Annotated in this window: 18 protein-coding genes; 10 read left to right on the plus strand and 8 right to left on the minus strand. The window is 75.3% G+C overall.

Translation table 11 applies throughout. The annotated features are described in order from the left end of the window. The first annotated feature begins 111 nt into the window (after positions 1 to 111). Positions 112 to 3642: an ATP-binding cassette domain-containing protein gene (locus tag ACLQ2V_RS10120; RefSeq protein ID WP_425718129.1), complete on the plus strand. Its 3531-nt coding sequence runs from the start codon at positions 112 to 114 to the stop codon at positions 3640 to 3642. 31 nt (positions 3643 to 3673) lie between these two features. On the opposite strand, the gene ACLQ2V_RS10125 is transcribed toward ACLQ2V_RS10120, so the two are convergent. Together ACLQ2V_RS10125 and ACLQ2V_RS10130 are read right to left on the minus strand one after the other, a co-directional pair. Next, positions 3674 to 4738 (minus strand): NADH:flavin oxidoreductase/NADH oxidase, encoded by a 1065-nt coding sequence (locus ACLQ2V_RS10125; RefSeq protein ID WP_425718130.1) that lies wholly within the window; start codon positions 4736 to 4738, stop codon positions 3674 to 3676. Between the two features lie 83 nt (positions 4739 to 4821). Then, complete coding sequence (locus tag ACLQ2V_RS10130) at positions 4822 to 6132, minus strand: dicarboxylate/amino acid:cation symporter (protein ID WP_425718331.1); 1311 nt, start codon at positions 6130 to 6132, stop codon at positions 4822 to 4824. A gap of 370 nt (positions 6133 to 6502) precedes the next feature. On the opposite strand from ACLQ2V_RS10130, the gene pcaF reads away from it, so the two are divergent. From pcaF to ACLQ2V_RS10145, 3 genes are all read left to right on the plus strand, one after another. Further along, complete coding sequence (gene pcaF, locus ACLQ2V_RS10135) at positions 6503 to 7708, plus strand: 3-oxoadipyl-CoA thiolase (RefSeq protein ID WP_425718131.1); 1206 nt, start codon at positions 6503 to 6505, stop codon at positions 7706 to 7708. 334 nt (positions 7709 to 8042) lie between these two features. Further along, on the plus strand, positions 8043 to 10256 hold the full coding sequence (locus ACLQ2V_RS10140) for a putative bifunctional diguanylate cyclase/phosphodiesterase (RefSeq protein ID WP_425718332.1): 2214 nt from the start codon (positions 8043 to 8045) through the stop codon (positions 10254 to 10256). Continuing rightward, the gene (locus ACLQ2V_RS10145; protein WP_425718132.1) at positions 10253 to 10753 is read left to right on the plus strand and encodes a DUF456 domain-containing protein; all 501 of its coding nucleotides are present in this window, start codon (positions 10253 to 10255) and stop codon (positions 10751 to 10753) included. Before ACLQ2V_RS10140 ends, ACLQ2V_RS10145 begins: the two co-directional genes overlap by 4 nt. Positions 10754 to 10987: 234 nt before the next feature. Here the strand turns inward: ACLQ2V_RS10145 and ACLQ2V_RS10150 are convergent, their stop codons facing one another. Next, positions 10988 to 11170, minus strand: coding sequence for a DUF397 domain-containing protein (locus ACLQ2V_RS10150; protein WP_425718133.1), 183 nt, complete (start codon positions 11168 to 11170; stop codon positions 10988 to 10990). A gap of 142 nt (positions 11171 to 11312) precedes the next feature. Between ACLQ2V_RS10150 and ACLQ2V_RS10155 the strand changes: the two genes are divergently transcribed. The 4 genes from ACLQ2V_RS10155 (at position 11313) to ACLQ2V_RS10170 (ending at position 18800) form a co-directional block, all read left to right on the plus strand. After that, positions 11313 to 12677 (plus strand): glutamine synthetase family protein, encoded by a 1365-nt coding sequence (locus ACLQ2V_RS10155; RefSeq protein ID WP_425718134.1) that lies wholly within the window; start codon positions 11313 to 11315, stop codon positions 12675 to 12677. A gap of 20 nt (positions 12678 to 12697) precedes the next feature. Beyond that, positions 12698 to 14053: an aldehyde dehydrogenase family protein gene (locus ACLQ2V_RS10160; protein WP_425718135.1), complete on the plus strand. Its 1356-nt coding sequence runs from the start codon at positions 12698 to 12700 to the stop codon at positions 14051 to 14053. A gap of 4 nt (positions 14054 to 14057) precedes the next feature. Beyond that, complete coding sequence (locus ACLQ2V_RS10165) at positions 14058 to 14825, plus strand: 3-oxoacyl-ACP reductase (RefSeq protein ID WP_425718136.1); 768 nt, start codon at positions 14058 to 14060, stop codon at positions 14823 to 14825. Positions 14826 to 15062: 237 nt separating this feature from the next. Next, complete coding sequence (locus tag ACLQ2V_RS10170) at positions 15063 to 18800, plus strand: SpoIIE family protein phosphatase (protein WP_425718137.1); 3738 nt, start codon at positions 15063 to 15065, stop codon at positions 18798 to 18800. A gap of 66 nt (positions 18801 to 18866) precedes the next feature. Here the strand turns inward: ACLQ2V_RS10170 and ACLQ2V_RS10175 are convergent, their stop codons facing one another. Continuing rightward, entirely contained in the window at positions 18867 to 19181 is a 315-nt protein-coding gene (locus ACLQ2V_RS10175) for an STAS domain-containing protein (protein ID WP_425718138.1), read from the minus strand. A gap of 118 nt (positions 19182 to 19299) precedes the next feature. On the opposite strand from ACLQ2V_RS10175, the gene map reads away from it, so the two are divergent. Beyond that, entirely contained in the window at positions 19300 to 20157 is an 858-nt protein-coding gene (gene map / locus ACLQ2V_RS10180; protein WP_425718139.1) for a type I methionyl aminopeptidase, read from the plus strand. Next, positions 20154 to 20867 carry a VIT1/CCC1 transporter family protein gene (locus ACLQ2V_RS10185; protein WP_425718140.1) on the plus strand — a complete coding sequence of 238 codons (714 nt, stop codon included), beginning with the start codon at positions 20154 to 20156 and terminating at the stop codon, positions 20865 to 20867. The genes map and ACLQ2V_RS10185 overlap by 4 nt, the downstream gene beginning before the upstream one ends. 11 nt (positions 20868 to 20878) lie before the next feature. Here ACLQ2V_RS10185 and ACLQ2V_RS10190 read toward each other — a convergent pair whose 3' ends face one another. The 4 genes from ACLQ2V_RS10190 to ACLQ2V_RS10205 form a co-directional block, all read right to left on the minus strand. Further along, a complete protein-coding gene (locus ACLQ2V_RS10190; RefSeq protein ID WP_425718141.1) occupies positions 20879 to 21376 on the minus strand; it encodes a nitroreductase/quinone reductase family protein in 498 nt (165 codons plus the stop codon). Between the two features lie 68 nt (positions 21377 to 21444). After that, the gene (locus tag ACLQ2V_RS10195) at positions 21445 to 24285 is read right to left on the minus strand and encodes an FtsX-like permease family protein (protein WP_425718142.1); all 2841 of its coding nucleotides are present in this window, start codon (positions 24283 to 24285) and stop codon (positions 21445 to 21447) included. Further along, positions 24282 to 25046, minus strand: a complete 765-nt coding sequence (locus ACLQ2V_RS10200; protein ID WP_425718143.1) for an ABC transporter ATP-binding protein — start codon at positions 25044 to 25046, stop codon at positions 24282 to 24284. Before ACLQ2V_RS10200 ends, ACLQ2V_RS10195 begins: the two co-directional genes overlap by 4 nt. Continuing rightward, complete coding sequence (locus ACLQ2V_RS10205; RefSeq protein ID WP_425718144.1) at positions 25043 to 25639, minus strand: PadR family transcriptional regulator; 597 nt, start codon at positions 25637 to 25639, stop codon at positions 25043 to 25045. The genes ACLQ2V_RS10200 and ACLQ2V_RS10205 overlap by 4 nt, the downstream gene beginning before the upstream one ends. Between the last annotated feature and the right edge of the window lie 12 nt (positions 25640 to 25651).

The following is a 25651-nucleotide window of genomic DNA, read 5'->3' on the forward strand; positions in this document are numbered from 1 at the left end:
GGCGGCGGCGGGGCACGGGGGAGTGCGGCGGGGGTAATTGCGTTGAACGGCCCGGCCGGATCGCGCAGGGTGGAACCACCGCCACACCCCGTCGAGTCCGGAGAGTCCGACATGCGCCTGTTCCGTGACCTGTGGGCCACCTCGGCACGCCGGATGACAATCGTGGCGGTGCTGATCTTCCTCGGTGCCGCCGGCCAGGCGGCGGCGTCCGCGCTCGCCGGCCCGGTGCTGGTGCACCGCTCACGGGTCCTCTTCGTCGTCCTCGCGGTCGCGCTCTGCGCCGCCGTCCTCACCAACCTCGCCGTCGGCCTGCTGATGGCCCGGGTGAGCGCCGACTGGGCCGCCGACGTCCGGCGTCGGCTCTGCCGGGTGGCGCTCGGGCAGGACCTGCCCACCCTCGAGGGCACCCCCGTCGGCGAGCTGCTGGACCGCATCGACGGGGACGTCTACCAGGTGGCCTCCGAGGTGCGCGGGCACGGCGTACAGATCGCGCAGATGGCCGCCACGGGCCTGCTCTCCACGCTCGTCGCCCTGCTGGTCTGGTGGCCGGCCGGGGTCAGCATGATCGCGTTGACCGCGCTGCTGGCGGTCGTGCTGCGCCGGCCGACCCAGCGCATCGCGCCGGCCCGGATGGCCGAGGAGGAGGCCTGGACCGACCTCGCCGCCGTGATGGAGGAGGCCGTCCACGGTCAGGACGACGTCCGCACCAGCCTGGCCCGGCCGTACGTGCTGCGGCTGTTCGCCCGGCGGGCCGCCGAGGTGCTGGCCCGGGGCAAGCGGGTCTGGCGGATGTCCGCGCAGGTCACCACGATCGGCGCGGGCGTCGTCCGGGTCGGCGTGGTCGGGGTGGTGCTCGGCGGGGCCTGGGCGCTGGCCGCCGGCCGGGTCGACGCGGCCCGGCTCACCTCCGTGTGGCTGCTCGTGCTGGCCTTCGGCGCGACCGTCGAGCACATCAGCCGGCTGGTGCCGGAGTTGCAGTACGCGCTCGGGGCCTGGGGGCGGGTGCAGCTCCTGCAGGACACCCGCCAGGAGCCGACCGGCGGCCGGGAGCCCGTCGACGGCGACCTGGTGGTGCGGGACCTCACCTACCGGTACCCGGCGGGCGGGGCGGACGGCGACCGCGCGGCGGCCCTGCGCGACGTGTCGCTCACCTTCACCCGGGGCCGGTCGTACGCCCTGGTGGGGCGGACCGGCTCCGGCAAGTCCACCCTCGCCAAGGTGCTCACCCGGGCGGTGCAGGTGCCGCGCGGCACCGTCTTCCTCGGCGGGCTGGACCTGCTCGACCTGGACGTCGAGCGGCTGCGCCGGTGGATCGCCGTGGTGCCGCAGCGCACCGAGATCCTGGCCGGCACCCTCGCCGAGAACGTCGCCCTCTTCGACCCCGACCTGCTCGACGGGGCCGCGCGGGCGCTGCGCGAGCTGGGGCTGGACGGCTGGATCGCCGAGCTGCCCGACGGCCTGCACACCCGGCTCGGCGAGGGCGGGCACGTGCTCTCGGCCGGGCAGGAGCAGCTCGTCGCGTTCGCCCGGATCCTGGTCCGTGACCCGCACGTGGTGATCCTCGACGAGGCCACCGCCCGGCTGGACCCGGTCACCGAGACGCTGGTGCAGCGCGCCACCGACCGGCTGCTCACCGACCGGATCGGCATCGTCATCGCCCACCGGCTCTCCTCGGTGCGCCGCTGCGACGAGGTGGTGGTGCTGGCCGACGGCGCGGTGGCCGAGGCCGGGCCGCTGGACACCTCGGAACGCTTCGCCGAGCTGCTGGCGGTCAGCAACGCCTTCGCGTACGCCGAGGCCGGGGCGGGCGGGCGCACCGGCGGCGGCGTGCTGACCGATCCGGCCGCGCGGCCCGGCGCGGCGATCCCGGTCGCGTCGCCGATTCCGCCCGCCCCGGCGATCCCGCCCGCGCCGCCGCCGTCCGCGCGGTCGTCGGCGGTCGCGCCGCCCTCGCTGCCGCCGACGCCGCCCGCCCGGACGCTGCGGGAGATCTTCCGCCTGACCACGAACGACCTCCGGTACGGCCTGTTCGGGATCGCGCTCTACGCGTTCGGCGGGGTGCTCGCCTTCGACGGCGCGGTGCTGCCCTGGCTCTGGGCGGATCTGGTCGACGCCTCCGGCGCGCCCTGGTGGCCGGCGGTCGGCATCTCGGCCGCCCTGGTGGTGACCATGCCGGTGCCCTACCTGACCAGCGTCCTCTTCCCCAACTGGTGGACCCGGCAGATGCTGCGGATCAGCCTGCGGCTGGTGCACGGGCAGACCGGCCCGCGCCGGGTCAGTCGGCACACCCCCGCCGAGGTGGTCGCCCAGGGCGGCGACACCGAACGGGTGGTGATCCTCGCCGACAACCTCTTCGACCAGGGCATCTCCCTGCTCATGGTGGTCACCATGACGATGGTGTCCGGCAGCCTCGTGCCGGCGGCGTTCTTCGTCGGGACGATGGTCGTCTCCGGGCTGGTGGCGACGCTCTTCGGGCCGCGCCTGGAACGGTCGGCGCGGGACACCGTCGCGGCGCGGGCGGCGTTCGCCACCGCCCTGGTGTCGTCGCTCTCGGCGGCCCGCACCGTGAAGCTGGCCGGGGCCACCCGGTCGGTGCTGGGCCACCTCGCCGGCCTCGACGCCACCCGCAGCGAGCGACAGCGCCGGGAGGTCGCCGTGCAGGTCTGGTCCCGGTCGACGCCCGCCCTGATCAGCGGCCTGCTGCCGATCGGCGCCTGGGCGCTCTACCTGACCGGCGGGCTCTCCGCCGGGGCCACCCTGGTCGCGGTCGCCACGCTCGGCGCGGCCCGCTGGTTCGCCTGGACCACGGCGTCGCTGGTCTCCCAGTTGCCCTCGGCGCGGGTCTGGACGCGCCGCACGGTGTCGATGGCGGGGGTGGGGGCGTACTCGGCGCCGGTGGACGGGGTCGACCTGGCCGCCGGGACCGCGCCCGCGCCGCAGCCACCGCCCCGGCGACCGCTGCGCCGGCTGGAACTCGTCGGCTTCGGCGCGCTGCACAGCGACGGCACCCACGCGGTACGCGACGTGGACCTGACCGTCGAACGCGGTCAGCTCGTGCTCGTGGTGGGGCCGGTCGGCTCCGGCAAGTCCTCGCTGCTGCGCGCCCTGGCGGGGATCGTGCACCACACCGGGGCGCTGCGCTGGAACGGCGACCCGGTCACCGAGCCGGAGCTCTTCCTGCGCCCGGGGCAGGTCGGCTACGTCGGGCAGCTGCCCCGGGTGCTCTCCGGCACGGTCGCCGACAACGTCGCGCTCGACCACGACGTGGACGCCGCCGCCGCCGTGTCGACCGCCCAGCTCGAACACGACCTGGCCGCCGCCGGGGGCGGTCTCGGGCTGCTCATCGGGCACAAGGGGACCCGGCTCTCCGGCGGGCAGCTGCAACGGCTGGCGCTGGCGCGGGCGCTGGCACCGCGTACCGAACTCCTGGTCGCCGACGACGTCTCCTCGGCGCTGGACGTCACCACGGAGCTGGCGCTCTGGGCGGCGCTGCGGGAACACGGGGCGACGGTGGTCGGCTCGACGTCGAAGCGGGCCGCGCTGGTCCGGGCCGACCAGGTGGTGGTGCTGATCGGCGGGACGGTGGCGGCCCGCGGGCCGTGGCGCGACCTGGAGGAGCACTGGGGACACCTGGCCGGCTGACCCCCGCGTGGGGGCCAGCCGGTCGCGGGGGTCAGCTCCGGGCGTACTGGGACGGCCAGGCGGGGGTGGCGCCCAGCTTGGCCGCCGCCCGCAGGGGCCAGTACGGGTCGCGCAGCAGCTCCCGGCCCAGCAGGACCAGGTCGGCCTCGCCGTCGGCGACGATCTGCTCGGCGTGCTCCGGCTCGACGATCAGGCCGACCGCGCCGGTGGGCACCCCGGCCTCGCGGCGGATCCGGGCGGCCAGCGGCACCTGGTACCCGGGGCCGACCGGGATGGCGGCCCGGGGGGCGGCACCGCCGGAGGAGGCGTCCACCAGGTCGACGCCGGCCGCCGCCAGCTCCCCGGCGAGCGCCACGCTGTCCTCGATGGTCCAGCCGCCCTCGGTCCAGTCGGTGGCGGAGATGCGGGTGAGCACCGGCACGTCGTCGCCGACCGCCGCGCGGACCGCGCGGGCCACCGCCAGGGGCAGCCGCATCCGGCCGGCCCGGTCCCCGCCCCAGGCGTCGGCGCGGTGGTTGGTCAGCGGGGAGAGGAACTCGTGCAGCAGGTACCCGTGCGCGGCGTGGATCTCCACGGCGGCGAAGCCGGCGTCCACCGCCCGGACGGCGGCGGCGGCGAACGCCTCGACCACGCCCGCGATGCCGGCCTCGTCGAGCGCGGTCGGCACCCGGTACTCGGGGACGAACGGCTCCGCGCCGGGGCCGACCGGGGTCCAGCCGCCCTCGGCGTCGGGCACCCCGCCCTGGCTCGGGGCCCACGGCCGGTACGTCGACGCCTTGAAGCCGGCGTGCGCGAGCTGGACCACCGGCACCGCGCCCTGGGCGGCGACGAAGGCCGTGATCGGCCGCCACGCGTCGACGTGCGCCCCGGACCAGAGCCCGGTGTCCTGCGGGCTGATCCGCCCCTCGGGGAGCACGGCGGTCGCCTCGGTCATCACCAGGCCGGCCCCGCCGACGGCGCGGGCGCCGAGGTGCACCCGGTGCCAGTCGGTCGGCAGCCCGTCCGGGCCGGCGCTGTACTGACACATCGGGGCCATGGCGACCCGGTTGGGCAGGGTGACGGCGCGCAGCGCCAAGGGGGTGAACAGGGTGCTCATGTCGTGATCCTCTCGGGTGCCACGGTGGGCGTGCAGCCGACCACCGAGGAGGGCCCGCGGCGGGACCCTCCTCGGCGTACGCGTCAGGCGGGAAGGGGGCTCGGCTGGTCGGTGCGGGTGGGGCGGCCGACGGGGTCGTCGACGGGGTCGGGCTCGGTCAGGTCCCGACTGCCGGCCGAGGCGTACGCGGCGCGGTCGAGGGTGCCCTCGCGGGCGGCGACGATGGTCGGGACGACGGCCTGCCCGGCCACGTTGGTGGCGGTGCGGATCATGTCCACGATCGGGTCGATCGCCAGCAGCAGGCCGGCGCCGGCCAGCGGCAGGCCCAGCGTGCTCAGGGTCAGCGTGAGCATCACGATCGCGCCGGTCAGGCCGGCGGTGGCGGCCGAGCCGACCACCGAGACGAACGCGATCAGCAGGTAGTCGCCGACGCCGAGGTCCACCCCGAAGACCTGCGCCACGAAGATCGCCGCGAGGGCCGGGTAGACCGCCGCGCAGCCGTCCATCTTCGTGGTGGCGCCGAACGGCACCGCGAAGGAGGCGTACTCGCGGGGGACGCCGAGGCGCTCGACGGCGCGCTGGGTCACCGGCATGGTGCCGATCGAGGAGCGGGAGACGAAGCCCAGCTGGATCGCCGGCCACGCGCCGGCGAAGAAGCGCACCGGGTTGAGCCGGCCCGCGCCGAGCAGCAGCAGCGGGTAGACGACGAGGAGCACGATCGCGCAGCCGACGTAGACGGCGGTGGTGAACTTCGCCAGCGGGGCCAGCAGGTCCCAGCCGTACGCGGCGACGGCGTGGCCGATCAGGCCGAGCGTCCCGATCGGGGCGAGCCGGATCACCCACCACAGCGCCTTCTGCACGATGGCCAGCAGCGACCGGTTGAGCCTGACGAACGGCTCGGCGGCCTCGCCGACCAGCAGCGCGGCGGCCCCCACGACCATGGCCAGGAAGACGATCTGGAGCACGTTGCCCTCGACGAACGCGCCGACGGGGTTGGTGGGGACGATGCCGCCGAGGAAGTCGGTCCAGGAGCCGGTGGTCTTCGGCGGGGCGGCCGCGCCGACGTCCAGGGTGACGCCCCGGCCGGGGTCGGTGAGCAGGCCCAGGCCGATGCCGACGCCCACCGCGATCAGCGCGGTGGCGCCGAACCAGAGCAGGGTCTTCAGCGCCAGCCGGGCGGCGTTGGCCACGCCGCGCAGGCTGACCACGCTGACCACGATGGCGGTGAAGACCAGCGGCGGCACGGCCAGCTTGAGCAGCTGGACGAAGAGGCCGCCGACGGTGTCGAGGGTGCTGGCCAGCCAGCTCAGGTCGTTGGCGCGGGCGAGGAAGCCCAGCGCCACGCCGAGGACGAGGCCGAGCAGGATCTGCACGGAAAAGGGGATCTTGCGCAGGGCGGAAGCCATGGGATGTCCAAGAGTCGGTGTGGGCGGTCGGGCGGGCGGCTAGAAAACGGGCCGCGCCGGACAGACGCCGCTGGCCTGCCGTCGAAGATCGACGTACAGGCGCACGGTGAGGTGCCAGACATTGGTCATCGTCGACCAACGATACGCGGCCTCCGTCGCGCCGGAAAGGAGCGTCGGCGGTGACCCGCCTTACAGCGCTCCCGGCGCCGGTGGGGATTCCCCGGCCGAAAGCGCCGAGACCGTGCGCTTGGTCACTGCGGGCGCGCGGCGGCCCAGGGCGGATATCCTGGCTCGGCGTCGCCGTGACCCGGGCGGCGGTGCGCAAGTCGCCCTTCCCCACCCCCGAAGGACTACGCCGATGACCGTGGCATATCTCGTGGCCGGTGTCCGCACCCCGATCGGCCGGTACGCCGGCGCCCTCGCCGGGGTGCGCCCCGACGACCTCGCCGCGCACGTGATCCGCGAGCTGGTCGCCCGCCACCCGTCGGTGGACTGGGCCCGCGTCGACGACGTGGTGCTCGGCTGCGCCAACCAGGCCGGCGAGGACAACCGCAACGTGGCCCGGATGGCCGCCCTGCTGGCCGGCCTGCCCGGCGAGGTGCCCGGCAGCACCGTCAACCGGCTCTGCGGCTCCGGCCTGGACGCCCTGGCCACCGCCGCCCGGCAGGTCGTCGCCGGCGAGGCCGAGCTGGTGGTGGCCGGCGGCGTGGAGAGCATGAGCCGCGCGCCGTACGTGATGCCGAAGGCCGACGCCGCGTTCGCCCGGACCCCGCAGGTGTACGACACCACGCTCGGTTGGCGGCTGGTCAACCCCCTGATGGAGCAGGGCTGGGGGATCGACTCGATGCCCGACACGGCCGAGAACGTGGCCGCCGAGTACGGCGTCGACCGCCGCGCGCAGGACGCCTTCGCGTACCGGTCGCAGCAGCGGGCCGCGAAGGCGCAGGCGCAGGGGCGCTTCGCCGAGGAGATCGTCCCGGTGACCGTGCCGGCGGGGCGGCGCGGGACGACGCTCGTCGAGGTCGACGAGCACCCCCGGGAGACGTCGCCGGAGAAGCTGGCCGCGCTGCCCACCCCGTTCCGGGCCGGCGGCACGGTGACGGCGGGGAACTCCTCCGGCGTCAACGACGGCGCGGCCGCGCTGCTGGTGGCCGGCGAGGCGGCGGTGGCCCGGTACGGCCTCACCCCGCTGGCCCGGATCACCGGCGCCGCCGCCGCGGGGGTGCCGCCCCGGATCATGGGGATCGGCCCGGTGCCCGCCACCCGCAAGCTGCTCGACCGGCTCGGCGTGGGCCTCGACGCGGTCGACGTGATCGAGCTGAACGAGGCGTTCGCCGCGCAGTCGGTGGCGGTGCTGCGCGAGCTGGGTCTGCCCGAGGACGCCGAGCACGTCAACCCCAACGGCGGGGCGATCGCCCTGGGGCACCCGCTGGGCGCCAGCGGGGCCCGGCTGGCGCTGACCGCCGCGCTGGAGCTGCGCCACCGCGACGCCCGGCGGGCGCTCGCCACCATGTGCGTCGGGGTGGGGCAGGGCATCTCCCTGATGCTGGAGTCGGCCGCCTGAGCTGTCTTTGAAGTGCGGCGGTCGGGCGGTCCCGGCGTCGGTCGGGCCCCCGCGCCCGGTTGGACCTCGCTAAGCGTGCGACATCCGGCCTAGAGTGGTGCACACCACAGACCCCCGGGTCGTGTCGGCCGTCGTCGGGGTGCTTCCACGCGCCCCCCGGCGGCCGGTGTGGCGACGGCGGGACGGCGACGACGGGGCGGGTGAGACAGATGCCGGACGGACCACCGACCGGGGCCGACACGCAGCGTCCGTCGACGCGTGCGGGGCGGTTGGCCGGTGGCGCGCGGCGTCGCCCGCGACGAACGGCCCGCCGGCTAGGCCCGGCGTGACAGCCGTGCCGGAAGCCGGCGACGAGCAGCTCAGCCGGGCCGGCGCCGAGGCGTACGCGGCCGAGTGGGCCCGCGCGGCACGCCGGCTCGGGTTCGTGCCACTGACCGTCGCCGAGAGCGAACGCCTGCTCCTCGTGCACACCGTGCGGCTGGCCCAGGCGCTGCTGGCCGAGGCGTTCACCGCCCAACCCGCCGAGGAGGTGGGCCGGGCGCTGGTCGAGTCGCACCTGATCGAGCCCAGGTTCCTCGGCTGGTCGGTCACCGCGCTCGGGCAGCGCTTCACGACCGAGGTGGTGCCGGGCTCGGCGGGCCGACCCCGTACCGCCGAACGGGTCGCCGCCCTCCAGGGCGCCCTCGCCGCCGGCTTCGCGCGGGCGCTGCGCGACCACACCTTCACCCAGCAGGAGCGCATCGCCCGCAGCGCCTGGAAGGCCCGCAACGCCGTCGAGCAGGCCCTGCGCGACAGCGAGGCACGGTTCCGGGCGGTGTTCAAGGGCGCGGCCATCGGCATCGGCATCGCCGACCTCGACGGGCAGATCCTGGACGTCAACCAGTCCTTCGCCGACATGCTCGGGTACCCGGTCGAGGAGCTGCGCCGGGTCAACGTCGCGTCGCTCGCCCACCCCGACGACGCCGACGGGATGTGGGAGCTCTACCGGGAGCTGATCGAGGGCAAGCACGAGTCGGCCCGGGTGGAGAAGCGCTACCACCGCAAGGACGGCAGCGTGGTCCGGACGGACCTGGCCGTCTCGCTGATCCGCCACGACGACGGCCGGCCCCGCTTCACCGTCGCCATGGTCGAGGACATCACCGAACGGTACGAACTGCAGCAGCGACTGCGCTTCCAGGCGCTGCACGACCCGCTCACCGGCCTGCCGAACCGTACGCTGTTCTTCGAGACCCTCGGCCAGTTGCTGGCCGACGCCGGCCCGGAGCACCGGCTCGGGGTCTGCTTCCTCGACCTGGACAGGTTCAAGGCGATCAACGACAGCCTCGGCCACGACCTCGGCGACCGGCTGCTGACGGTGATCGCCCGTCGACTCGCCGACTGCGTGGCCGCGCACGGCCACCTGGTCGCCCGGATGGGCGGCGACGAGTTCGTCATCCTCGTCGACGGCGGCGACGGCATCGACGACGCGGTGGGCGTCGCGGAGCTGGCCCTCGCGGCGGTCGCCGCCCCCGTCCACGTCGGCGACCAGCAGCTCACGGTCTCCGCCAGCGTCGGCATCGTGGAGTGCCCGGCCGCCGAGACCAGCGCGTCGGAGCTGATGAAGGCCGCCGACAGCACCCTGTACTGGGCGAAGGCGGAGGGGCGCGGCCGGTGGGCGGTCTACGACCCCGAGCGCAGCGCCCAGGACATCGCCCGCTCCGCGCTCGCCGCCAGCCTGCCCGCCGCGCTGGAACGGGGCGAGTTCGTGGTCCACTACCAGCCGATCGTGTCGCTGCACGACGCCAGCATGGTGGCGGTCGAGGCGCTGGTGCGCTGGCAGCACCCGGAGCGCGGGCTGGTCGGGCCGGACCACTTCATCGGGCTGGCCGAGGAGACCGGCCTGATCGTCGCGCTCGGCGAGTGGGTGCTGCGGCGGGCGTGCCACGACGCCGAGGCGTGGCACCGGCAGTTCCCGGCGGCGAAGCTGGTCGTCAGCGTCAACCTGGCCGCCCGGCAGGTCGACCACCCGGACATCGTCGAGACCGTGGCCGACGCGCTGAGCCACACCCGGCTGCCCGCCGGCCTGCTCCAGCTCGAGCTGACCGAGAGCGCCGTGATGGGCACGGCGGGGGAGCCGCTGCGCGCGCTGCACCGCCTCGCCGAGCTGGGCGTACGACTGGCGATCGACGACTTCGGCACCGGCTACTCCAACCTGGCGTACCTGCGGCGGTTGCCGATCCACTGTCTGAAGCTGGCGGGGCCGTTCGTGGAGGGCATCCGGGCCGACGCGGCCGGCGGCCTCGGCGACCAGCGCGACGAGCGGATCGTCGACGCGTTGGTGCGGCTGGCGCACGCGCTGGGGCTGCGGGTCACCGCCGAGGCGGTGGAGACGCGGGTGCAGGCCGAGCGGCTGCACGCGCTGCACTGCGACACGGGGCAGGGGCGCTGGTTCGGCGCTCCCGCGCCGGCCGCGACGATCACCGCGCGGCTGTGCGGCGGCGTCGACGGTGGGGAGGCCGCCGGCTCCTCGCCGGCCGGCGCGGGCGAAGGGGCGGAGCGTACGCAATGAGCATCACGGACTCGCAGGCGGTGGTCGCCGTGGTGGCCGCCCTGGCCATCGTGGCCGGGCTGGCCGGCGTGGTGGTGCCGGGCCTGCCCGCGCTGCCGCTGTGCTGGGGCGGGGTGCTGGTCTGGGCGGTCTTCGGCGACGCCGGGGCGGGCCGCTGGGCGGTGCTGGCCGCCGCGACCGTGGTCGCCGCCGGCGGGGCCGTGGTCAAGTACCTCTGGCCGGGGCGGAACCTGAAGAACGCCGGGGTGCCGACGTCGTCCCTGCTGGCCGGGGGTGCGCTGGGGCTGGTCGGGTTCTTCGTGATCCCGGTGGTGGGGCTGGTGCTCGGCTTCGTCGGCGGGGTGTGGGGCGCCGAGCGGCTGCGGCTGGGCAGCCACCAGCTCGCCTGGCCGTCGACGGTGCACGCGCTCAAGGCCGCCGGCCTGTCGATGGTGGTGGAGTTCCTCGCCGGGCTGGTGATCGCCGGGCTGTGGGTGGTGGGCCTGGTGGTGGCCTGAGCGTCGGCGCTCGTCGCGTGAGCGTCGGCGCGTGCCGGGGCGGCGTGGGGCGGAGCGCCGCAGTGAGAGAGAGGTGAACGCCCCACGCCGCCGCGTGCCGGGCGTTGCCGAGCGCCCGGCGGGGCCCGTCCGGATCGGGCCTGGTCACAGGCTCAAGGATGGGCCGGGCGGAGGCTGCGGGCAAGGCAATTTGGCTGGTCGTGGTGGCGTGGGGTCGGTGACGGGGGGGCCGACTCAGCCCGCGGGGCCGAGCCTCTTCGCCAGGCCGAGGAAGGGCTGCCAGGTGCCGGGTGCGAAGTGGAGGGTGCCGCCGTCGCGGTCCTTGGTGGCGCGCACCAGAACGACGCCGGGCATGTTGTCGGCCACCTCGACGCAAGCCCCGCCACGGTCCGCACGATGACCTCCCGGGAAGTACATGTACCTCAGGTGGGCGTATGTCGTCCCGGGGGCTGTCGGCCGGGTCGATGCGGCGCTGGGCCTGGGCTGGACGCCGGCGGCGATGTCAAGCGCCCCGCCGCCACGTGGTGCGCCCACCGGCGTCCCTCCCTATATTCAAGCGATGAGCAGAGCTCCCCTCTCCCTGGAAGAGTTACGGGCCGCCGTCGCCGCCGGCAAGCTCGACACCGTCGTCCTGGCCATGGTCGACATGCAGGGCCGCTTGCAGGGCAAACGGCTGCACGCGCCGTTCTTCCTCGACCAGGTGGTCGACAACGGCAGCGAGGGGTGCGACTACCTGCTGGCCGTGGACGTCGACATGAACACCGTCGACGGGTACGAGATGTCGAGCTGGGATCGGGGCTACGGCGACATCGCCATGGTGCCCGACCTGGACACGCTGCGCCGGGTGCCCTGGCAGCCGGGGACGGCGATGCTCCTCTCCGACCTGGCCTGGCCGGGCGGCGGCGGCCCGGTGGTCGCCTCGCCCCGGCAGATCCTGCGCCGCCAGCTCGACCGGCTCGCCGCGCACGGCCTGACCGCGTACGCCGGCACCGAGCTGGAGTTCGTGCTCTACCGCGACTCGTACGAGGAGGCCTGGCGGCGCGGCTACCGCGAGCTGACCCCGGCCAACCAGTACAACGTGGACTACTCGCTGCTCGGCACCGCCCGGGTGGAGCCGCTGCTGCGCCGCATCCGCAACGAGATGGCCGGCGCGGGCCTGACCCCGGAGAGCGCCAAGGGCGAGTGCAACCTCGGCCAGCACGAGATCGCCTTCCGGTACGACGAGGCGGTGGCCTGCGCCGACCACCACGTGATCTACAAGAACGGGGCGAAGGAGATCGCCGCGCAGGAGGGCATGTCCATCACGTTCATGGCCAAGCCGAACGCCCGCGAGGGCAACTCCTGCCACATCCACTTCTCGCTGCGCGACGCCGACGGGCGCTCGGCGATGCTCGGCGACGGCCCGGCGCACCTGAGCGTCACCGGGCAGCGGGTGCTGGCCGGGCTGCTGGACACCATGCGCGAGTTCAGCCTCTTCTTCGCCCCCAACATCAACTCCTACAAGCGCTACCAGCCGGACTCGTTCGCCCCGACCGCCCTGCGCTGGGGCACCGACAACCGCACCTGCGCGCTGCGGCTGGCCGGCCACGGCGAGGGGATGCGGGTGGAGAACCGGGTGCCCGGCGCGGACGTCAACCCGTACCTGGCGATCGCCGCGCTGGTGGCCGGCGCCGTGCACGGCATCGAGCGCGAGCTGGAGCTGGGCCCGGAGTGCACCGGCAACGCGTACGACGACCCGAGCGCGGAGCGCGTCCCGGCGACCCTGCGTGACGCGCTGGACCTGTGGCAGTCCTCCACGATCGCCCGCGCCGTCTTCGGCGACGAGGTCCACGCCCACTACGCCAACATGGCGCGGGTGGAGCTGAAGTCCTTCGACGCCGCGGTCACGGACTGGGAACTGACCCGAGGCTTCGAACGCCTCTGATCCGTGCCTGGGAGGGTGGGGTGATGGAGGTTCTGGATCCGGCTCGGGGCGTGGTGGTGGCGGAGGTTGCCGCCACCTCGCTGGAAGAGGTCGACGCCGCCGTGGGGCGGGCCGTTCGGGCGTTCGAGGGGTGGCGGCGGGTGGCGCCGGGGGACCGGGCGCGGCTGCTGCGGCGCTTCGCCGCCCTGGTCGACGCGCACTCCGAGGAGCTGGCCGCGCTGGAGGTGCGCAACGCCGGGCACACCATCGGCAACGCCCGCTGGGAGGCGGGCAACGTCCGCGACGTGCTCGACTACTACGCGGGCGCGCCGGAGCGGCTGACCGGGCGGCAGATCCCCGTCGCCGGCGGCCTGGACGTCACGTTCCACGAGCCGCTGGGCGTGGTCGGGGTGATCGTGCCGTGGAACTTTCCCATGCCGATCGCCGCGTGGGGGTTCGCCCCGGCGCTGGCCGCCGGCAACACGGTGCTGCTCAAGCCGGCCGAGCTGACCCCGCTGACCGCGCTGCGCCTGGCGGAGCTGGGCCGCGAGGCCGGGCTGCCCGCCGACGTGTTCACCGTGCTGCCCGGCCGGGGCGACGTGGTGGGGGAGCGCTTCGTCACCCACCCGGACGTACGCAAGGTCTGCTTCACCGGCTCCGTCGCGGTCGGTACCCGGATCATGGCCGGCTGCGCCGCCCAGGTGAAGCGGGTCACCCTGGAGCTGGGCGGCAAGAGCGCGAACGTGGTCTTCGCCGACGCCGACCTGGAGCAGGCGGCGGCCACCGCGCCGTACGCGGTCTTCGACAACGCCGGCCAGGACTGCTGCGCGCGGTCGCGGATCCTGGTCCAGCGCCCGGCGTACGACCGATTTTTGGAGCTGCTGGAACCGGCGGTCAAGGGGCTGCGGGTCGAGGACCCGGCGCTGGAGACGGCCGAGATGGGCCCGCTGATCTCCGCCGGCCAGCGGGACCGGGTCGGCGGGTACGTCGACGCCGCGACCGTGGCCTTCACCGGCACCTGCCCGGCGGGCCCCGGCTTCTGGTACGCCCCGACGGTGCTGCTGGCCGACTCGCCGGCCGACCGGCACTGGCGGGAGGAGATCTTCGGGCCGGTGGTGTCGGTGCTCCCGTTCGACGACGAGGCCGACGCGATCCGGCTGGCCAACGACACCGAGTACGGCCTCTCCGGCTCGATCTGGACCCGGGACGTGGGCCGGGCGCTGCGGATGGCCCGCGCGGTCGACGCCGGCAACCTCAGCGTCAACTCGCACTCCTCGGTGCGGTACTGGACCCCGTTCGGTGGGATGAAGCGCTCCGGGCTGGGCCGCGAGTTGGGCCCGGACGCGCTGCACGCCTTCACCGACGTCAAGAACGTCTTCATCGCCACGGAGGAGTGACAAGGTGCAGGGTCGGCTGGAGGATCGGGTCGCGGTGGTCACCGGGGCGGGCAGCGGCATCGGGTTGGCCACGGCGCGGCGCTTCGCCGCCGAGGGCGCCCGGGTGGTCTGCGTGGACATCGACGCGACGGCGGGCGGGGCGGCCGCGCAGGAGGTGGGCGGCGAGTTCGTCGCCTGTGACGTGGCCGACGACGCGGCGGTGCGGGACCTCTTCGACGGGGTGGCGTCCCGGCACGGGCGGGTGGACGTGGCGTTCAACAACGCCGGGATCTCCCCGCCGGAGGACGACTCGATCCTGGAGACCGGCCTGGACGCCTGGGAGCGGGTGCTGCGGGTCAACACCACCAGCGTCTACCTCTGCTGCAAGCACGTCATCCCGCACATGCGCCGGCAGGGCAAGGGGTCGATCATCAACACCGCGTCGTTCGTGGCGCTGATGGGGGCGGCCACCTCGCAGATCGCGTACACGGCCAGCAAGGGTGGGGTGCTGGCGATGACCCGGGAGCTGGGCGTGCAGTTCGCCCGCGACGGCATCCGGGTCAACGCGCTCTGCCCCGGCCCGGTGGCCACCCCGCTGCTGCTGGAGCTCTTCGCCGCCGATCCGGAGCGGGCCGCCCGCCGGCTGGTGCACGTGCCGATGGGGCGGTTCGGCCAGCCGGAGGAGATCGCCGCCGCAGTGGCCTTCCTGGCCAGCGACGACTCGTCGTTCATGACCGCCGCGCAGTTCGTGGTGGACGGGGGCATCACCGGGGCGTACGTCACACCGCTGTGACCCGCCGCCGGCCTGCCGGCGGCGGGCGGCCGGGGCGCCGTGGCCGGCCCCCGGCCGGTGCCGCGGGCCGCCGGCCGGGTCGCCGCAGGCGGTGCGGCGCGGGTAGGGCACGGTAATCAGCGCCATCCGGTCCGCATGCGTTACGTTGCTCGTCCGCCTGGGTACATGGGCGGGCACGGCGGCCGATCATGCGGCTGTCGCCTGCAAGACAGCAAGACACCGGGCGCGGGAGGATGCATGGGCTCGGCCCACGAGGGCGAAGACGGTCTGCATCCGTCGGCCGGGATCGTCGACGAGACGCTTCCGCCGCTGCTCGCGGCGGCCTTCGCCGCCGGTGGTGAGATGGGGCGGCGGCTGGCCCGCTTCGACTGGGTGGGCAGCCCGCTCGGCCCCCCGGCCGGCTGGCCGGATGCGCTGCGCCACGCGGTTGCCATGATGCTGTCGTCGCGGGCCCAGATCGTGCTCTTCTGGGGCCCCGAGCACCGCGCCTTCTACAACGACGCCTACCTGCCGACGATCGGCGCGAAGCACCCGCACGTCATCGGCCAGCCCGCCCGGGAGCACTGGGCGGAGACCTGGGACGCCCTCGGCCCGCTGCTCGGGTCGGTGCTGGCCGGCGGCGAGCCCTACCAGGGCGAGGACCACCCCTTCGTGCTGGACCGGCACGGCTTCCTCGAGGACGTCTACTTCGACGTCTCCTACGACCCGGTCCGGGGCGCCGACGGCGAGATCGGTGGGGTCTTCTGCATCGTCGCCGAGACGACCGGCCGGGTGCTCGGCGAGCGCCGACTGCAGGCCCTGGCCGAGCTGGGCGCCGAGCTGGTCCAGGCGGAGCCCGTCGCCGAGCTGGGCAAGGTCGCCGCCCGGGTGCTCGACGGCTACCGGGCCGACGTCCCGTTCTCCGCGATCTACCTGCGCGACCAGGCCGGGCAGCTCACCCTCGCCGGGCACAGCGGCCCGGTCGGGGCCGGCGGCGATCCGCCCTCGGCCGGGTCGAACGGGGCCGCCGGACGGCGGCGCACCGACGCCCCGCCGCCGCTCGGTGAGGCCGCCACGGCCGTGGTGAGCCGGGTCTCCGACGGCGGGGCCCCGGCCACCGTGGACGTCGCCGAGCTGCTGCCCGAGGCCCCCGACGGGATCGCCGCCCAGGCCCTGGTGCTGCCGATCACCGCGACCGACGAGCCGGTGGGCGCGCTGGTGGTGGGGGTCTCCGCCCGGCTGTCGCTGACCGACGAGTACCGCACCTTCTTCGACCTGGTCGCCACCCAGCTCTCCCGCGCGGTGGGCCGGCAGCGGGCGTACGAGCAGCAGCGGGCCCGCGCCGCCGAGCTGGCCGCGCTGGACCGGGCCAAGACCAACTTCTTCGCCAACATCAGCCACGAGTTCCGCACCCCGTTGACGCTGGTGCTGGGCCCGCTGGAGGACCTGCTGGCCGAACCGGCGCTGCCCGAGCCGTACACCGAGCAGTTGGCCGTGATGCACCGCAACGCGCTGCGGCTGCTCAAGCTGGTCAACACGGTGCTGGACTTCTCCCGGCTGGAGTCCGGCCGGTTGGCCGCCCGCTACGAGCCCACGGACCTGGCCGACTACACCTCCCGGCTGGCCAGCACCTTCCGGTCGGCGATCGAACGCGCCGGCCTGCGCCTGGTGGTCGACTGCCAGCCGCTGCCCGGTCCCGTCTTCGTCGACCGGGACATGTGGGAGAAGATCGTCCTCAACCTGGTCTCCAACGCGATCAAGTTCACCTTCGACGGTGAGGTCCTGGTCCGGGTGCGGGCGGTCGACGGCCAGGCCCGGTTGGAGGTCACCGACACCGGCGTCGGGATCGCCCCCGAGGAGCTGGCGCACGTCTTCGAGCGGTTCCACCGGGTCCTCGGCGCCCCGTCACGCACCCACGAGGGCACCGGGATCGGGTTGGCGCTGGTCCGCGAGCTGGTGGAGATGCACGGCGGGCGGGCCGAGGCGAGCAGCCGGGTCGACGAGGGCACCACCTTCACCGTCACGCTCCCGTTCGGCTCCGCCCACCTGCCCGCCGACCGGGTGGTGACCAACGCCACGACCACGCCGCCGGACCGGGGGCAGGCGCGGCTCTTCGCCGCCGAGACCGCGCTCTGGAGCGGCGCGCAGGCCACCGGGCCGGCCGCGTCGTCGGGGCCCGGCGACCGATCCCCGGCCGGGCGGATCCTCTTCGCCGACGACAACGCCGACCTGCGTGAACACGTCGTCCGGCTGCTCTCCCCGTCGTGGGAGGTGGTGGCGGTGCCCGACGGCCTGGAGGCGCTGCGCCGGGCCGTGCAGACCCCGTTCGACCTGGTGCTGACCGACGTGATGATGCCCCGGCTGGACGGGTTCGGCCTGGTCACCGCGCTGCGCGCCGACCCGCGTACCCGGCACGTGCCGATCGTGCTGCTCTCCGCCCGGGCCGGCTCGGCCGAGTCGGTCGCCGGCCTCTCGGTGGGCGCGGACGACTACCTCACCAAGCCGTTCTCCGCCGCCGAGCTGATCGCCCGGGTCCGGGCGAACGTGGAGCTGGGCCAGCTACGCGGCCAGATCATCCGGCGGCTGCGGGCGTTGGCCGACGCCGCCGTGGCGGTCAACAGCGCCCGCACCACCGCCGAGGTGCTCCAGGTGGCCGCCGGGCACGCCCTGGGCCTCGCCGACGCCGCCCGGGTGGTGGTCACCGCCACCGGGGCCCGCGCCGATGCCGACGGCGGTGGCACGGCCGCCGTCGAACCGTCCGTCGTGCTGCCGCTGACCGGCACCGACAGCGAGCAGCTCGGCGAGCTGCGGGTCTGGGGGCGCCCCGAGGACGCCACCGACCCCGCCCACGCCGCGCTGACCCAGCTCGCCCGCCTGATCGGCGCGCGGTTGGAGAACGCGCAGCTCTACGAGGCCGAGCACCGCATCGCCACCACCCTGCAGCACAGCCTGCTGCCCCGGACGCTGCCCCGGCTGCCCGGCGCGGTGGTGGCCAGCCGCTACCTGCCCGGCAGCGCCGACGTGGAGGTCGGCGGCGACTGGTACGACGTGGTGGGCCTCGGCGACGACGAGCTGGTCCTGGTCATCGGCGACGTGGTCGGCAAGGGCGTCCGCGCCGCCGCCGCGATGGGGCAGCTGCGCAACGCGCTGCGCGCGTACGTCCTGGAGGGCTACGACCCGGGGGAGTCGCTGACCCGGCTCAACCAGCTCGTCGGCTCGGGCGGGCAGCCGTCGTTCGCGACCCTGGTCTGCCTGCGGTTCTCCCCGCACACCGGCCGGCTGCGCTACGCCAGCGCCGGGCACCCGTCGCCGTTGGTGATCCGCGGCGACGAGGTGACCTTCCTGCACGACCGGGCCCTCGGGCCGCCCGTCGGCGCGATCCCCAGCGCGACGTACCCGACGGTGGAGGACGAGCTGGCCCCCGGCAACCGCCTGCTGCTCTACACCGACGGCCTGATCGAGGACCGCCAGCTCGGCATCGACGCCGCCCTCGGCCAGCTGCGCGAGGACGCCACCCGGCACGCCGGGCACGTCGCCGACCTGGTGGACGCGGTCGTCGAGCGGGTGGCCGCGCAACCCCTGCGCGACGACGTGGCGGTGCTGGCGCTGGAGGCGACCGAGCCGAACCGGTTCGCGGTGCGGCTACCGGCCGACGCGACCCGGCTCAGCGGGCTGCGTCGGCGGCTGGAGGACTTCCTCACCTCCCACCGGGTCGGCGAGAACGACCTGTTCGACCTCACCGTGGCGGTCTCCGAGGCCGCCGCGAACGCCATCGAGCACCCGGTCGACCCGGCCGAGCCGGTCATCGGCGTCGAGGTGAGCATCGACGACCGGACGGTGGTGGCCCGGGTGCGCGACAGCGGCCGGTGGCGCGAGTCGACCGACGCGGGCTTCCGCGGCCGGGGGCTCGGGCTGATCAAGGCGCTCGGTGACCTGACGGTCAACCGTTCGGCGCAGGGGACGGAAGTGACGCTCACCCGCCGGTTGGAGAGCTGACGCGCGGTCGGAGAGCTGACGGCGGGCCGGCCGGGCGGCGGGTCAGGCGGGTGGGCCGGCGGCGGGTCAGGCCGGGGAGAGCCAGCCCTGCCCGGCCAGGCCGGAGATCTCCAGCACCCGGCGGACCTGCCGGGACGGCAGGACGGTCAGCGCGTCCGGGTAGCGCTGGGAGAGCCGGACCACGGCGTGGATCGCGGCGGAGTCGAAGAAGGTCACCGCCCGCAAATCGAGGGTCACCCGGTCGGCCGGCTCGCGCAGCACGGTCTGGAGCATGGCGTCGGCGGTGGACATGTCCACCTCGCCGGAGACCACCACGCGGACGTGGTCGCCGTCGGTCTCCGCCCGAGCGGCGAAGACCGGAGCGGCACCATCTTGATCCACGCAGAACACCATGGCACAGCGGCAGGTGCGCGGCAACAAGCGGGCCGGCCGCCCGGTGGCCGAGGTCACCGGCCCGCACCGGCGCATGCCGCGCCGGGGGCGGCGTTAGGCTTGCCGGATGACCGTCCGTGCGCCGCTGACCCCCGGCACGCTCTCCCCGACGCGACCGGTGCCCGGTCACATCGTCCGACCCGAGTACGTGGGCAAGAAGAGCCCCCAACAGTGGCGTGGCTCGCACGTGCAGACCCCGGAGACGATCGAGAAGATGCGGGTCGCCTGCCGGCTCGCCGCCCAGGCCACGCAGCTCGCCGGCGAGCACTGCAAGCCCGGGGTGAGCACCGACGAGATCGACCGGGTGGTGCACGAGTTCCTCTGCGACCACGGGGCGTACCCGTCGACGCTGGGCTACCGGGGCTTCCCGAAGTCCTGCTGCACCAGCCTCAACGAGGTCATCTGCCACGGCATCCCGGACTCCACCGTCCTGGTCGACGGCGACATCATCAACGTCGACGTCACCGCGTACCTCGACGGGGTGCACGGCGACACCGACGCCACGTTCTGCGTCGGCGAGGTCGGCGAGGAGGCCCGGCTGCTGGTCGAGCGCACCCACGAGGCGATGATGCGGGGCATCAAGGCCGTCGCCCCCGGCCGGCAGATCAACGTGATCGGCCGGGTCATCGAGTCGTACGCCAAGCGGTTCGGCTACGGGGTGGTCCGCGACTTCACCGGCCACGGCATCGGCGAGGCCTTCCACAGCGGCCTCTACGTGCCGCACTACGACAGCCCTCGGCCCACGGACGTGATGGAGCCGGGGATGACCTTCACCATCGAGCCGATGATCACCCTCGGCACCTACCAGTACGACACGTGGGAGGACGGCTGGACGGTGGTGACCAAGGACCGCCGCTGGACGGCCCAGTTCGAGCACACGATCCTGGTGACCGAGGACGGCCGCGAAATCCTCACCCTGCCGTGACCGACCACCCAGGGGCCCTGCGCGAGGCCCACCACGCGGACGTCTCCGGCGGCTGGCTGCGGCCGGCCGTCTTCGGCGCGATGGACGGCCTGGTGACCAACATCGCGCTGATCGCCGGCGTCGGCGGCGGCGGGGTGTCGCCGCGCAGCATCGTGCTCACCGGCGTCGCCGGCCTGGTCGCCGGGGCCATCTCGATGGGCCTCGGCGAGTACACCAGCGTCCGGTCGGCCAACGAGCAGGTCGCCGCCGAGGTGGCCAAGGAACGCCGGGAGTTGGAGCGGCACCCGGAGGCGGAGGCCCGTGAGCTGGCCGAGGCGTGGGTGGCCCGGGGCCTGCCCCGCGACCTGGCCGTGCAGGTCGCCGAGGCGGTCCGGCGCAACCCGGAGGAGGCGCTGCGGGTGCACGTGCGGGAGGAACTCGGCGTCGACCCCGACGATCAGCCGAGCCCCTGGGCGGCGGCGATCTCGTCGTTCGTGTGCTTCTCGATCGGCGCGCTGATCCCGCTGCTGAGCTACCTGCTCGGCTTCACCAGCCTGTGGCTCGCGTTGGCCGTGGGCGGGGCCGGGCTCTTCGCCGCCGGGGCGATCGTGGCCCGGTTCACCCGCCGTCCCTGGTGGTCCAGCGGGCTGCGGCAGTTGCTGCTCGGCGCGGCGGCGGCCGGGGCGACGTACCTGGTCGGCAGGTTCATCGGCATCGAAGGCGGCTGGTAGCCCGCCCGGTCTCAGCGGCCGGCGGGTGGGCCCGGCTCGCCGGGCCCGATCGGCGTCAGGCGGAAGATGCGGATCTCCCGGCCGCCGGCCCGCCGCACGTAGCTGCGGTACGCCGGCCACTCGCTGACCAGCAGCTCCCAGAGCCGCTCGCGTTCCGCCCCGGTGGCCACCTCCGCCCGGACCGGGACGCGCCGCCCCTTGACGTCGACCTCCGCCTCCGGCCGGGCGAGCAGGTTCAGCGTCCAGCCGGGCTGGTGCTGCTGCCCCCAGTTGGAGCCGATCACCACGTAGGCGTCGCCGTCCGGGACGTACAGCAGGGGATTGCTGCGCGGCACGCCCGAGCGGCGGCCCATGGTGGTCAGGACCAGCGACGGGATCAGCCCGAGCGCGACCACCCGGCCCCGGGTGAGCCGCCCGACCACCCGGTCGGCGGGAACGAGCAGCCGGGCCACGGCGCCGAACCAGCGGCGGTCGCCGACGCGGCGGGTGAGACGTCCGAGGGCGGGCATCCCACCAGTGTGCCGCCTCCGGGCCGGCGGCGGCACCCCCCACCGGCCGCGCCCTCGCGCGCCGGCCGTCAGTCCAGGCGGCGCTCGACCGCCAGCCGGGAGCGGGTGAACAGGGCCGCGCCGAGCATCGCCACGAGCGGCACCACCACCAGCACCCCCAGGTTGAGCCAGGGCACCACGACCGGGAGCGGGTCCTGCACCGGCCACTCCGTGGCGTACCGGCGGTTCATCGCGGCCAGGATGATCACGGCGGTGCCCAGCCCGGCCACGATGCCGAGCACCGAGCCGAGCACGGCGATCACCCCGGCCTGGCAGAGCGAGAGCACCCGGCGCAGCCGGGGGCTGGCGCCCACGGCCGCGAGGGTGGACAGGTCCGCTCGCCCCTCGGCCGCGGCGAGGCCGGTGGCGACGGCCGCCGCGCCGACGGTGATCAGACCGGAGCCGATGGCCAGCAGCAACAGCATCGACCGATGGTCGTTGCCCGCCTGGCCGCGCTCGACGCGTACGTCCAACCGACCGAGGCGGCGTAGTTCGACGTCGAAGCGGTCCTGCTGGGCGAGGGTCGGGGTCGCCTCGGTGGCCAGCAGGAAACCGGTCTGGCGCACCGCCAGACCGACCCGGGCGGTGGCCGCGCGGGAGAGCACCAACCGGTCCGCCTCGACCGCACCGCGCAGCACGTATCCCGGCACGTCGACGGTGTTGCTGACCCGCGATTGCGGCTGCTGGCGGGTCTGCGACCCGGTCAGGGCGACCCGGCCGGCGACGACGTAGCGCGGGTCGGTCACCACCGCGCCGCCGGCGCGCAGCACCCGCCGGGCGGCGGCCACCTCCGCCGGGTCGATGCCGGTGAAGGCCGCCAACGCGTCGCCCTCGTCCACCACCACCGGGAGCATGTCCTCGGCGACGTAATGGGCGTTCCGCCAGCCCGTGCAGCGCGGGTCGGCGCGGGCGCGCCGGCGTACGCCGGGATCCTCGGCCTGCGACAACTCGTACGGGCAGGCCCGCTCGGGGGGCAGCTCCGCCCGCACCTCGCACCAGTCGTCGGCCCCGACGGGCTCGGGGCAGGCCGGGGCGTCGACCCGGAACACCCTGCTCGGCGGCAGTTCGGCGGCGGCGACCTCGGCGACCCGGGCCGGTGACGGGAACGTCCCCTTCCCGGCGCCGTCGGGGCCGAGGACCAGGACGTTGCCGTGCGGCAGGCTCGGTCGGTAGCTCGCGTCGGTCCGGGCGTCGTCGCTGGCCGTGTAGACGCCGAGGGCGACGCTGCTGGCGACCGCGGCCATCACCGCGGAGATGGCCGGGGCGGTCGAGGCCCGGTTGCGGCTCGCGTCGCGCAGCGCGATGCGGGGTGCCAGCGGCAGCCACCGGCCGCACCGGGCGAGCGCCCCGACCAGCGCCGGGGTGGCGAAGACCAGCCCGAGCTCGCCGAGGACCAGGCCGGCGAGGAGGACCGGCGTGCTGCTGCGGACCGCGCCCAGCGCGGCCAGCGCCGCGCCGCACGTCGTCAGCGCCGCCCCGACCAGCGGCCAGCGCCGCCGGTGCCGGGGCGGGGTGCGCCGGCCCGCCAGCCCGGCCACCACGTCCTGCCGGGCGGCGGTCCAGGCCGGCGCGAGCGCCGCGAGCACCCCGGCCAGCACCGCGACCACGACGATCGCCGCCAGCGCGGCCGGAAAGACGCGGTACGCGCCGAAGCGCTCCTGCACCACGTACTCCTCGGTCAGCGGGCGGGCGGCGAACGCGGCGGCGACGCCCAGCGCCAGCCCGGCGGCGGCCCCGGCGCAGCCCAGCACCACCCCGTCGGCCAGCACCACGCGGCGCAGGTGGGCGGCGTCGCCGCCGGCCACCGCGACCAGGGCCAGCTCCCGGCGTCGGCGGCGCACCCCGACGGCGAACGCCGGCCCCACCAGCAGCACGACCTCCAGCAGCCCGAGGCCGCCGATCAGTGCGCTGCTCCCGACGTCCTCGACGCTCACCGGGGCGCCGGGGAGCGCCGCCTCCGGGGCGGGGTGGGGTGCGGGGGTGCGGGCGACCACCACGATTCCGCGCGCGTTGAGCCGGTCGGTCAGGCCGGGGTCGACGTCGCCGGGCAGGTCGACCAGCCAGCTCGTCTGGTTGGGTTCAGCTGGCGACGGCAGCGCCGCCGGCGGCAGCGCCGCCAGGGCGGAGAGGTCGTCCGGAAACTCCACCACCGCGACCACGGTCCGCTCGGCCGAGCCGTCGGCCGCGACGACCCGGTCACCGAGGCGCAGGTGGAGTCGACGCAGCGCCGCCGGGCTCAGCCCGAGCTCGTGCGCGGCGGTGGGCGGGCGGCCGGCGAGCACCCGAGCCTGCCCACGCAGCAGCGGGTCGGTGAGGTCCAGCCTGCGGCCGTTGATCCACTGCCGCCGGTCCCCGACGCGCGCCTCGAGGGACTGCCACTGACGCACCTCGCCGACCCTGCTGCCGGCGGGCAGCAGGGCGGTCAGCTCGGCGGTGCCGACCGGCCGGTTCCGGTGCCGCGAGCCGTCGCGGGAGATGGCGTTCTCGCCCCAGGCGTCCTGCGTCAGCGGACCCTCGTACATCCAGCGCAGCTCCGCGTCGGCGACGCCGAGCCGCCGGTCGATCTGCTCGGCCCGGGTCAGCTTGGACATGTCGTAGCTGACGGCGATGAAGGTCAGACCCAGCACCGGCAGGGCGATCATCGCCAGCACCAGCGCCGTGCGCCCCCGGGCGCGCAGGGCCTCCCGCCGGGCGATGCGCAGCGCGGCCCGCCAGGAGCGCAGCGCCGCCACGAAGCGCCGACCCGGCGCGGCGGCGTCGCCCAGATCGGGCGGCGTCGGTGGCGCTGCGTCGGCCGGGCGTCGGCCCGCCCGCTGCGCCGGGAGGTCGCCCGGGTGCCGGCCGCGCACCGCCCGGGGCTGCCGGTTCACCGCCCGCTGCCGGCCAGCAGCTGCTCGACGCCGACCAGCGGCGCCGTCGAGTCCACCATGACCCCGTCGCGGAGGAACACCACCCGGTCGGCCCAGGCGGCGTGCCGGGCCTCGTGGGTGACCAGGACGGCGGCGGCGCCCGCGTCGACCCGGCGGCGCAGCAGCCGCAGCACCGCCTCACCGGTCTCCGAGTCCAGCGCGCCGGTCGGCTCGTCGGCCAGGACCAGCCGCCGCTGCCCGACCAGCGCGCGGGCGATGGCCACCCGCTGCTGCTGCCCGCCGGACATCTGGTCGGGGAAGCGGCCGTCCAGCTCGGGCAGGCCCACCTCGGCGAGCGCGGCCCGCGCCGCCCGCCGGGCCTGCCGCACGCCGACGCCGTCGAGCTCCAGCGGCAGCGCGACGTTCTCCACGGCGGTCAGGCTGCCCAGCAGGTTGAGGTTCTGGAAGATGTAACCGATGCGTCGGCGGCGCACCCGGGCCAGGGCGCGGTGGCCCAGCCCGCCCAGCGGCTGCCCCTCGACGCGTACCTCACCGGCCGTCGGGCGGTCCAGCCCGCCGGCCAGGGCCAGCAGGCTGGACTTGCCGGAGCCGGAGGGGCCCATCACCGCGACCAGTTCGCCGGGGACGACGGTCAGGCTGACCCCGCGCAGGGCATGCACGGCGGCCGGACCGCTGCCGTGGGTGCGGTGGACGTCGCGCAGGTCCAGCACCGCCGCGCGGTCGGCGGAGCCGACCACCGGCGCGTCGTGCGTCGCACTCACCGTCGTGCCTCCTCGCCGTCGAGGTCCACCGCCTCCGCAGGCCGGGCCGCCGCCTCCCGGCCACCGGCTCCCGCCGGGGGCCGGTGCCGCACCAGGCTGCTCTCGCAGTGGTCCAGCCAGCGGACCTCCGCCTCGGCCTGGAACATCATCGCGTCCAGCACCAGCCGCCAGGGCAGGTCCTCGGGGCGGTCGCTGGCGTACTTCAACCGGGTCAACTCCTGCAACGTGCGCATGGTGGCGGCACGCTGGGTCTGCACCACCGTCCGCACGTCCACGCCCGGGGTGGTCAGCGCCAGGGCCAGCTTGATGGCCAGCTCGTCGCGGGGCCGGTCGGTGCGGCTGATCGGGGTGGCGAACCACAGGGTCAGCTCCGCCCGGCCCGCGTCGGTGATCTCGTACGGCCGCTGCCCGCCGTCGTGCTCCGGCAGGGGGCGCACCAGCCCGTCGCGTTCCAGCCGGGAGAGCGTGGTGTAGACCTGCCCGATGTTCAGCGGCCACGTCGAGCCGGTCGACTCCTCGAACGCGGCCCGGAGCTGGTAGCCGTACATCTCGCCGCGTTCGAGCAGCGCGAGCAGACCGTGACGGATGGACATGGTTCCGGAGTA

It is taken from the genome of Micromonospora sp. DT233, from assembly GCF_049841815.1.
In the GTDB taxonomy this organism is placed as follows: Bacteria; Actinomycetota; Actinomycetes; order Mycobacteriales; family Micromonosporaceae; genus Micromonospora.